Raw genomic sequence first — 10,026 nt, 5'->3', positions numbered from 1 at the left:
GTTCCATAAACTGCGAGGCGGCGAGGTCGCAATCGTCGATCTCGAGATCGCCCGAGGCGACATGGGCTTTGAGATATTCGGACAGCCGGTTGATGGTCTTGTCCAGCACGCGCAGATAATAGCGGCGGCCGACGTCGGGCATGCGCTCGGCGATGGCCATTACGGTGCGGATCGCCGATCCGCCGCCGGGCCGGCAGAGCAGGTGGTTGTAGGCCTGGCCAAAGTCCTTCAGCGTGGTCTCGGCGTCGCGCGCAGGGTCGAAATTGAACACGACCTGGCCGTGAAAGAGCGCTTCCTCCTCCAGGATGGCTTCGAACAGCGCGCTCTTGTCGGCGAAGTAGACGTAGAGCGTGCCCTTGGAAACGCCGGCCGCGCGGGCGATCTCGCCCATGCTGGCGCCGTCAAAACCCAGATCCATGAACACCTTACGGGCGCCGGCCAGAATCTGGCGGCGTTTGGAGCTGTCCTCCTCCTGGAGGACGTGCAGATGTTCGCGACCGGCTACAACCATTGGTTCAGCGTCTCGGAAGGTTTCTGAAGCGGGCTCGAAGCATGAAACCTGAATAAAGGATTCGGGCCAGTAGGATCGGCCCGGGAATATTTAATAGATTGACCGAACCGTTCGGTCAATGGTATTTGGGATGGACGAGCGGGAAAATGCGGCTGTGCGACGGCCGCCCGGGATCGCGTTTTAATGGGGGAGGCCTTTATGGCCGCATCGAGAGACCAGGCTGCGCGCGTCCTTCGCCAGGAAGCGGTGGAAACGGCGCCCGCGAACGGTGAAGCTGCGACCGGGACATCAGCAGTCCTCGCCGAACAGCTGCGCTCTCATGTGGCCGAAGAGACCAAGCGCCGCACCAGCGAGGCGCCGGAGAAGCCCGTGACCGACCAACCGGCCCCGACTGCATCCGCGCCCGCTGCCGCGCCAAAATCCGGCAAGCGCAAATTCGTCATGATGGGCATCGGCCTCGTGCTGGCGCTCGCGGCCGCAAGCTATGCCGGCTATTACACGCTGGTCGGCCGCTTCTTCGTCTCCACCGACGATGCCTATGTCCGCGCCAACAACACCATGCTGGGCGCGCGCGTGGCCGGCCACATCTCGTCGATCCTTGCCCGCGACAACACGCTGGTGCATGCCGGTGACGTCATCCTGCGCATCGACGACGGCGACTACAAGATCGCGGTCGATGCGGCGGCGACCCGGATCGGGACCCAGCAGGCCACCATCGATCGCATCGGCCGCCAGATCGCGGCGCTCGACAGCCAGGTCGTACAGGCCAAGGCGCAGCTCGTCTCCGCCGAAGCTGGCCTCAAGCGCGCCGATCTCGATTACGAGCGCCAGCAGGCGCTGAGCAACAAGGGCTTCGCCTCGCGCGCGACATTCGAAACTTCGGAAGCCGGGCGCGACCAGGGCGCCGCCGCGGTGAAGGCCGCGCAGGCGGCCTACGACGTCGCGGTCAGCAATGTCGACGTCGCCAAGGCGCAGCAGGCCGAAGCCCAGGCGCAGCTCGCCGAGCTCAAGACCACGCTCGCCAAGGCCGAGCGCGATCTGTCCTTCACGGCCGTGCGTGCGCCGGTCGACGGCATCTTCTCCAACCGCCTCGTCAACGCCGGCGACTTCGTCGCGGTCGGCCAGCGGCTCGGCAATGTCGTGCCGCTCGATGACGTCTATATCGACGCCAATTTCAAGGAGACCCAGCTCAAGCGCATCCGCCCCGGCCAGCCGGTGACGATCAAGGTCGACGCCTACGGCATGCGCAAGTTCTCCGGCGTGGTCGACAGCATCGCGGCGGGCGCCGGTTCGGTGTTCACGCTGCTGCCGCCGGACAACGCCACCGGCAATTTCACCAAGATCGTGCAGCGCGTGCCGGTCCGCATCCGCGTGCCGAAGGCAGTTGCGAAGCAGAACCTGCTCCGTGCCGGCATGTCGGTCTACGCCACCGTGGACACCAACAAGGGCGCCGCCGACGCCGACAGCGAGATCGACCTCGACGATCCCACCATGATCCATCCGCAGTAAGCGCGCCTGGGCGCTGCGAGGTCAGATTATGGCTACCGCCACGACTGCTTCACCGGCCATGATGGCATCGGCCGCCTCGGAGCGCATTGCGCCGAAGCGGCTGTTCGCCTTCATCATCATGGTGTTCGGGATGTTCATGTCGATCCTGGACATCCAGATCGTCTCGGCCTCCTTGAACGAAATCCAGGCCGGCCTGTCGGCGAGCTCGAGCGAAGTCTCCTGGGTCCAGACCGCCTATCTGATCGCCGAAGTGATCGCGATCCCGCTGTCCGGCTTCCTGTCGCGCGCCTTCGGCACGCGGCTCTTGTTCGCGATCTCCGCGGCCGGCTTCACCGCATCGAGCCTGCTCTGCGGCTTCGCCACGACGATCGAGGAGATGATCCTCTGGCGCGCGCTCCAGGGCTTTCTCGGCGCCGGGATGATTCCGACGGTGTTCGCCTCGGCCTATACCGTGTTCCCGCGCACCAAATTCCACATCGTCGGTCCCATCATCGGCCTCGTTGCGACGCTGGCCCCGACAATCGGACCGACCGTCGGCGGCTACATCACCGATTTGATGTCGTGGAACTGGCTGTTCTTCATCAACGTCGTTCCCGGCATCGGCATCACCCTGGGCGTGCTGGCGCTGGTCGATTTCGACGAGCCGCATTTCGAATTGCTCGACCGCTTCGACTGGTGGGGCCTCTTGTTCATGGCCGGCTTTCTCGGCACGCTGGAATATGTGCTGGAGGAAGGTCCGCAATATGAATGGCTGCAGGACACCTCGGTGGCGATCTGCGCGTGGATTTGCGTTCTCTCGGCGATCGCCTTCTTCGTGCGCGTCTTCACGGCGACTGAACCGATCGTCAATTTGCGCACCTTCTCCAACCGCAATTTCGCCGTCGGCTCCACGCTACAATTCTGCATCGGCATCGGCCTCTACGGCCTGACCTACATCTACCCGCGCTATCTGGCCGAGGTGCGCGGCTACAGCGCGCTGATGATCGGCGAGACCATGTTCGTCTCGGGCATCACCATGTTCCTGGTCGCGCCGCTGGTGGGCCGGCTGATGGCGAGCCTCGACATGCGCTACATGATCGCCTTCGGCCTGATCGTGTTCGCGATCGGCTCCTACCAGATGACCTGGATCACGCGCGACTACGATTTCTACGAGCTGCTCGTGCCGCAGATCCTGCGCGGCGTCGGCATGATGTTCGCGATGGTGCCGACCAACAACATCGCGCTCGGCACGCTGCCGCCCGAGAGGGTGAAGAATGCCTCGGGCCTGTTCAATCTGATGCGCAATCTCGGCGGCGCGGTCGGTCTAGCCGTCATCAACACCGTGCTCAACGACCGCACCGATCTGCACATCACGCGCCTGCAGGAGCGCGTGACCTGGGGCAATGCGACCGCGACCGAAACGCTGACCATGCTGGCTCAGAAATTCCAGGGGCTCGGCGACTCCACGCTGATGGCGATGAAGCAGCTCAGCCAGATCGTGCACCGCCAGGCCGTGGTGATGAGTTTTGGCGATGCCTTCTTCATCCTGACGCTGTTCTATCTCGGTCTCAGCCTGCTGGTCACGCTGCTGAACAGACCGGCCTCGCCATTCGGCGGCGGCGGCGACGCGCATTGACGCTGCCCCACACGCGGTGTCATCGCCCGGCTTTGATTGGCCGGGGCAACCCGCACCAAAATGCAACACTCGTGCGTGATCTCGTATGTGGCCCGTTGCAAATCGCGGATGACACATCTATAAAGCGCACCTCATTCAACCGAACCGGGGAGGGATTTGCATGATTTCGTCGCATTCGCAGATCGTGCGCCCGCGCTCGGTTTTCTGGCTCGGTATGTGCTCGGCCCTGTAGAGGCCTCTTCCGCCAGCTTCGATTGGGTTCTCAGTCCCGATCGCTCCGCTTCCCAAGTCAAACTCAGTTTTAAGTGACGCCGCCTCGGCCCTCGTGGCCGGCTTGCGTCCATCGATGGGGCCGGCCCGCGCCAGCAGCGGCCGGATTATGCCATGACCACTCTGTCAAAAAAGCCCGCGGCGATCCGCGTGGTCCTGCCCTTCGTGTTCCGGCACTGGCTGAAGCAGCCGGGGCGGACGCTCGCCATCGCTGCCGGCCTGCTCGGCGCGACCGTCGCCGACCTGTTCATGCCCGTTTTTTCGGGACATCTGGTCGATGCCCTGACGCAGGGCCCATCCAGTCCCGAGGCGCGCCACGCCGCGCTGGTGGCGCTCGGCGGCATCGTCGTGCTGGGCGCAGCCTCGATGGTGCTGCGCCTGACCGGGCTGCAGGCGATCGTGCCGTTCACGCTGAAGATCATGTCCGACGTGGCGCAGGACGCGTTCCTGCGCGTGCAGCGCTTCTCGACCGACTGGCACGCCAACTCCTTCGCCGGCTCGACCGTGCGCAAGATCACGCGCGGCATGTGGGCGCTCGATCTGCTCAACGACACGCTCCTGCTGGCGCTGTTGCCCTCACTGGTCGTGCTGATCGGGTCGATGATCCTGCTCGGCGTGCACTGGGCCTCGCTCGGCGCGGTGATCGCACTCGGCGCGCTTGTCTATGTCACGATGACGGTGCTGTTCTCGACCCGCTATATCGCGCCGGCCGCGCGTGTCTCCAATGCCTGGGACACCAAGGTCGGCGGCACCCTGGCGGATGCGCTGACCTGCAATGCGGTGGTGAAGTCCTTCGGCGCCGAAGCGCGGGAAGATGCGCGGCTGGGACGTGTCATCAAGCGCTGGCGCGTGCGGGTGAAGCGGACCTGGTTTCGCTACAACTACACCGCCATGGCACAGCTCTCGCTGCTGCTGTGCCTGCGCGGCTCCGTGATCGGCGGCTCAGTGCTGCTGTGGATGTACGGGCATGCCTCGCCCGGCGACGTCACCTACGTGCTGACGAGCTATTACGTCATCCACGCTTATTTGCGCGACGTCGGCATGCACATCAACAATCTCCAGCGCTCGGTCAACGACATGGAGGAGCTGGTGGCGATCCATGACGAGCCGATCGGCATCGCCGATGCCGAAGGCGCGCGTCCGATCGCGATCGAAGGCGGCGAGATCGTGTTCGACTATGTCACCTTCCACTATGGCGGCCATCGCGCGCCGCTGTACGACCGACTGTCGATCAGGATCCGTGCCGGCGAGCGCGTCGGGCTGGTTGGCCGCTCCGGCTCCGGCAAGACGACCTTCGTCAAGCTGGTGCAGCGGCTCTATGACGTCACCGGCGGTCGCGTGTTGATCGACGGACAGGACATCGCGCTGGCAACGCAGCAATCGCTGCGCAGCCAGATCGCGATCGTGCAGCAGGAGCCGATCCTGTTTCACCGCTCGCTTGCGGAGAACATCGCCTATGGCCGGCCCGGTGCCAGCCTGGAGGCGATCGAGCAGGCGGCGCGGCTGGCGAATGCGCACGACTTCATCCTGCGCCTGCCGAAGGGCTACGGCACCCTGGTCGGCGAGCGCGGCGTGAAGCTGTCGGGCGGCGAGCGGCAGCGCGTGGCGCTGGCGCGCGCCTTCCTGGCTGATGCGCCTGTGCTGATCCTGGACGAGGCGACCTCGAGCCTGGACTCGGAGTCGGAGGCCCTGATCCAGCAGGCGATGGAACGGCTGATGAAGGGCCGCACCTCGATCGTGATCGCGCACCGGCTGTCGACGGTGCGCAGCCTCGATCGCATCCTGGTGTTCGACCGCGGCGAGATCGTCGAGCAGGGCACGCATGCCGCGCTCGCGGGCAAGCGCGGCGGCATCTATCGCAGTCTGTTCGAACGCCAGGTGGTGGAGCTCGGGCACATCGCAGCGGCGGAATGAGGACGTGGAATGGCGCGTGGCCGACGGGCGATCGTCGGCCACGCCGCCGAAGGATGGAATGAGATGAAAGACCTGACGCACGGCTCCATCGCGAGCCATATCCTGAGCATGGCGCCACCGATCGTGGTCGGCATGATCACGATCATGATCTGCCAACTGGTCGATTTGTACTTCGTCTCGGGCCTGGGCGAGGCGGCGATCGCCGGCGTCGCTGCGGCGGGCAATGCGGGCTTTCTCGTCAATGCGCTGATGCAAGTGCTCGGCGTCGGCACGGTGGCGCTGATGTCGCATGCGGTGGGGCGCAAGGACCGCAGCGATGCCAATCTCGTCTTCAACCAGTCCGTCGTCTTGTCGGTGCTGTTCGGCCTGCTGACACTGGCCGGGGGTCTTGCGCTGTCACGTCCCTATATGCGCGCGATTGCAGCGGACCAGGCCACGATCGAGGCCGGTACGACCTATTTGCTCTGGTTCATGCCGGCACTTGCGCTGCAATTCGCGACGCAGGTGATGGCGTCCGCATTGCGGGCCACCGGCATCGTGCGGCCGAGCATGCTGGTGCAGGCCCTCGCCGTGGCCATCAACATCGCGCTGGCGCCGGTGCTGATCACGGGGTGGGGCACCGGACATGCGCTTGGGATCGCCGGAGCGGGCCTTGCAAGCTCCATCGCGGTTGGCATCGGCGTGCTGATGCTGCTGGTCTATTTCCACAGGCTGGAGCGTTACGTCGCTTTTCACCCGGCGCAATGGCGTCCGCAGCTTCGGCAGTGGAAGAGAATCCTCAGCGTCGGGCTGCCTGCCGGCGGCGAGTTTGTGATGGTCTTCATCGTCATGGCGGTGGGCTATTACGTGCTGAGCGTATTTGGCGCGGCGGCGCAGGCGGGATTCGGCATCGGGACGCGGCTGCTCGGGCTGATCCAGATGCCGGCGCTCGCCATCGCGCTTGCTGCAGGACCCATCGCCGGCCAGAATTTCGGCGCCGGCAACGGCGCGCGCGTGCGGGAGACCTTTGTCAAGGCATCGCTGATGGCGACCGCCGTGATGACGGCTTTTCTGGTCGTCGCGCAGCTCGCGCCGGGTCTGCTGCTTGCAGGGTTCTCGAGCGATCGGGAGACGATGGCGGTTGCCTCGCTTTTTCTGCGCATCGTCTCGTTCAACATGGTGTCGCAGGGGCTGATCTTTGTCTGCTCCAGCATGTTCCAGGGGCTGGGCAACACCAAGCCGGTGTTGTGGACCTCGGCCATGCGGGTCTTGACCTATTCCCTGCCGTCGATCTGGCTCTCGACCTGGCCGGGCTTCCGGATGGAGCACGTCTGGTACTTGTCGATCGCGACCAACACGCTGCAGGGCGGCTTGAGCGTGTCGCTGTTGCTGCGCGAATTCAGGAAGCGTCTTGCGCTGCCGGCCCGGCAGAGAGCTACGCCGCCGACGGATCCTGAACCTGTCGCATCGCCACTGCGCGAGCCGGCGTAACGAGGCAGGAAGACTAGTGCGGAATGTGTTTTGGTTGAATCGATACGAACCGAGAACTGCGATCACCTCTCCCGAAGGGAGAGGTGATCAGAGGCACCGATCGAACCTAATCTGATCGCGCTCTAGTGCGCGCCGACGCTGTTCCAGACCAAGGTGGCGCCTGACAGGAACAGCAGGCCGAGCACGACATCGCCGAAGTGCTTGTCGCTGAGCGCGTGATAGACGCGCGCGCCGGCCCATGCCCCGATCAGCGTGCCCGGGAATGCGACCATCGCAAGCCAGACCACCTTGAAAGCGACCAGGCCCGAGATCGTCTGCAACACCAGCGCGGTGGCGAGCACCGTGAAATTGAACAGCTGGAAGATGCCGCGCCGCTCATGCTTGTTCCAGCCGCGGATGTTGGCCCAGAGGATCGGCAGCGGGCCGGACAATCCGGCGAGCCCGCCCAGAATGCCGCCGGCAAAGCCGATCGCGCCGTCGGCGATGCGGCCGCCGAACGTGATGGCGAGCGGCCTCTTGTTGAGGTACAGCGCGGTCGGGAAGATCAGCAGCAGCACGCCGACGCTGAGCTTGAACACTTTGGGATCGGCGGAGGCGACCAGCATGGTCCCGAGCGGAACGCCGAGCAATCCGCCGATCAGGAACGGCCAGACCAGGGAGAGGTCGAAGCTCTTCCACATCGACGGCAGCGTGGAGGTCTGTGCGATCACCGAGCAGATCAGCACCAAGGGGACCGCGAGCGAGGGCGGCAGCACGTAGAGCCAGATGCCGAGCGCCATCAGCGCCGTGCCGAACCCTGCGAGCCCCGAGACGAATCCGCCGGCCAGTGCGCCGAACAGAATCAGGGCGTAGGAGGACGTTTCCACCAGTGACTTCCCGTCGTGATCTGCGATCCCGAAGCCGTGATCGCCTCATGGCGCATAGCACAGATGCGGCTTGGAAGGTCAATTTCAAAACCGCACGCAAGCGTGATTCCGGATGGCGGGCATTCCCGAAGGACGCGCCTACATGCTGATCGTCCCGCGACTTGGGAGGCCTGCGGCAAGCCATTCGCGCTTCGAGCCGCCTGGCCCGTGAGATGATGGAGCACCCATATGACCCGCATGCATCTTGCCGTGACGGCCGCGCTGCTGTCGGCGGCAAGCCTGATGCCGACCTTGGCCGAGGCGCAATTTTCCGAGCCCGCGGCCTACCAGGCCGCACATCCCGATCGCGACGTGCTGAACGGCGGGCAGCTCACGCCGGCGGGCCGCGCAGCCCGCGGCGAGCCTGTCGTGTCGAGCGATGCCTACGCGGCCTATCCATCGCCTGCCGCGCCAGCCGTCCGCAGCCGCCATCGCCGCCAACATCGATAGAAATTTGCTAGACGATCTGCCTTGTCTCGGCAGGCCTCTGCAGTGCGCCGACCAGGATACGCAGCGCCTCGCTCAATTCGGACCGGTTGCGCGCAGCGCCGAGTGAGACCCGCACCGCATGCGGCGAAGCTCCGTCGACGGTGAAGGCGTCCCCGGCGACGATCGCGAGCCCGTTGCGCAGGAGATGTGCTGCGATATCCAATGGCTTTTCCGGCAAGTGCAGCCACAGATGATGCGCCGCCGGCTTCGCCTGGAACCGAAACCCCTTCAATGCGCGCTGCGCCAATCGCTGGCGGCCGACGGCCTCGTTGCGAATCGCGGTGATGATCCGATCGGCGACGCCGCTCTCGACCCAGTGCGTCACCAGCGCGACCATCAGCGGCGCAGGCATCTGCACGGTCGCCTGCAGCAGGCCCCGCATCTCCTGTTGTGCTGCGCTGTCGGGCGTCAGCAGGTAGGCGACGCGTAGCGCCGGTGCGATGCATTTTGAGAGCGTGGTCGCCAGATAGGTCCGCTCCGGGATGAGGTTGGCGATCGGCGAGGCCGAACGGTCGAGCAGGCCGTAGGCATCGTCCTCGATCAGAACAGTACCGGCATCGCGGATGATCTTGGCGATAGCGCTGCGCCGCTCGGGGGCAAGCGTCGCCGTGGTCGGATTGTGCAGCGTCGGAATCAGATAGATGGCCTTGGGCCGGTGCGTGCGGCAGGCCTTCGCCAGCGCATCAGGCAGGATGCCGCCGTCATCCATGGTGACGCCGACGAGCTTGATACCGAGCTGCGACGCTGCGGCCTTGATACCCGGGAAAGTGATGGCTTCCGTCAGCACCACGTCGCCCGGACGCGCGAGATGCGCGAGCAGGTTGAACAGGATCGTCTGTGTCCCGGGAAAGATCACGAGCCTGTCCGTCTGCGTGTGCGGAACGCGCGTCCGCATCCAGCGTGCGGCGACCTCGCGCTCATGCGCGCTGCCGCCGGGCGGTTGGTAATTGAGGAATGCGGTCAGGCCCGATTGCGCGCGAATGGCTTCGAGGCCGGCGATGATGCGCTCCTCGAGCTGCGCTTCGAGCGGATGCGGCGGCACGTTCATGGAGAGGTCGATCGCAACCGGATGCGGCAGGTCGACCGCGCGGCGCGCGCTGGTCTCCGACACGAACGATCCCTGGCCGACCCGGGCTTCCATGATGCCGCGCCGCCGCGCCTCGGTGTAGGCGCGCGTCACCGTGGTGAGGTCGATCCCGAGCGCCTTTGCCAGCGCACGCTGCGTCGGCAGTTGCTGTCCCCGCACCAGCCGGCCGGCAGCGATGTCGGCCTCCATGGCATCGACGATGCGCTGGTAGCGCGGCCCCGACAGCTCAGAGATTGTAGGGGTCCATTCCATGCAA

8 protein-coding genes are annotated in these 10,026 nt (G+C 65.2%); 5 read left to right on the top strand and 3 right to left on the bottom strand.

The window, feature by feature from the left end; genetic code table 11:
• Positions 1-511, bottom strand: a 511-nt coding sequence (locus tag IF809_RS27580; RefSeq protein WP_462839073.1) for a TetR/AcrR family transcriptional regulator, incomplete at its 3' end; no start/stop codon positions are given.
• A gap of 198 nt (positions 512-709) precedes the next feature.
• Here IF809_RS27580 and IF809_RS27575 point away from each other — a divergent pair.
• The 4 genes from IF809_RS27575 (at position 710) to IF809_RS27560 (ending at position 7,289) form a co-directional block, all read left to right on the top strand.
• A complete protein-coding gene (locus tag IF809_RS27575) occupies positions 710-2,020 on the top strand; it encodes an HlyD family efflux transporter periplasmic adaptor subunit (protein ID WP_462839072.1) in 1,311 nt (436 codons plus the stop codon).
• A 28-nt stretch (positions 2,021-2,048) separates the two neighbouring features.
• Complete coding sequence (locus IF809_RS27570) at positions 2,049-3,635, top strand: DHA2 family efflux MFS transporter permease subunit (RefSeq protein WP_462839071.1); 1,587 nt, start codon at positions 2,049-2,051, stop codon at positions 3,633-3,635.
• Positions 3,636-4,019: 384 nt separating this feature from the next.
• Positions 4,020-5,819, top strand: a complete 1,800-nt coding sequence (locus IF809_RS27565) for an ABC transporter ATP-binding protein (protein ID WP_462839070.1) — start codon at positions 4,020-4,022, stop codon at positions 5,817-5,819.
• A gap of 63 nt (positions 5,820-5,882) precedes the next feature.
• Entirely contained in the window at positions 5,883-7,289 is a 1,407-nt protein-coding gene (locus tag IF809_RS27560; protein ID WP_462839069.1) for an MATE family efflux transporter, read from the top strand.
• 122 nt (positions 7,290-7,411) lie between these two features.
• Here IF809_RS27560 and IF809_RS27555 read toward each other — a convergent pair whose 3' ends face one another.
• On the bottom strand, positions 7,412-8,155 hold the full coding sequence (locus IF809_RS27555; RefSeq protein ID WP_128964680.1) for a sulfite exporter TauE/SafE family protein: 744 nt from the start codon (positions 8,153-8,155) through the stop codon (positions 7,412-7,414).
• Between the two features lie 228 nt (positions 8,156-8,383).
• Here IF809_RS27555 and IF809_RS27550 point away from each other — a divergent pair, with 228 nt between their 5' ends.
• A complete protein-coding gene (locus IF809_RS27550; RefSeq protein WP_462839068.1) occupies positions 8,384-8,644 on the top strand; it encodes a hypothetical protein in 261 nt (86 codons plus the stop codon).
• A 7-nt stretch (positions 8,645-8,651) separates the two neighbouring features.
• Here the strand turns inward: IF809_RS27550 and IF809_RS27545 are convergent, their stop codons facing one another.
• The gene (locus IF809_RS27545; protein ID WP_462839067.1) at positions 8,652-10,022 is read right to left on the bottom strand and encodes an aminotransferase-like domain-containing protein; all 1,371 of its coding nucleotides are present in this window, start codon (positions 10,020-10,022) and stop codon (positions 8,652-8,654) included.
• Positions 10,023-10,026 lie beyond the last annotated feature (4 nt).

Source organism: Bradyrhizobium sp. UFLA06-24, assembly GCF_054967145.1.
The sequence above is the reverse complement of the archived record's forward strand: the minus strand, read 5'-3'. Positions and strand labels throughout refer to the sequence as shown.

Excerpts from the sequence above, each read along its gene's own strand:
- IF809_RS27575 (WP_462839072.1), top strand. The coding sequence starts at position 710 with ATGGCCGCATCGAGAGACCAGGCTGCGCGCGTCCTTCGCCAGGAAGCG.
- IF809_RS27570 (WP_462839071.1), top strand. The coding sequence starts at position 2,049 with ATGGCTACCGCCACGACTGCTTCACCGGCCATGATGGCATCGGCCGCC.
- IF809_RS27565 (WP_462839070.1), top strand. The coding sequence starts at position 4,020 with ATGACCACTCTGTCAAAAAAGCCCGCGGCGATCCGCGTGGTCCTGCCC.
- IF809_RS27560 (WP_462839069.1), top strand. The coding sequence starts at position 5,883 with ATGAAAGACCTGACGCACGGCTCCATCGCGAGCCATATCCTGAGCATG.
- IF809_RS27550 (WP_462839068.1), top strand. The coding sequence starts at position 8,384 with ATGACCCGCATGCATCTTGCCGTGACGGCCGCGCTGCTGTCGGCGGCA.
- IF809_RS27545 (WP_462839067.1), bottom strand. The coding sequence starts at position 10,022 with ATGGAATGGACCCCTACAATCTCTGAGCTGTCGGGGCCGCGCTACCAG.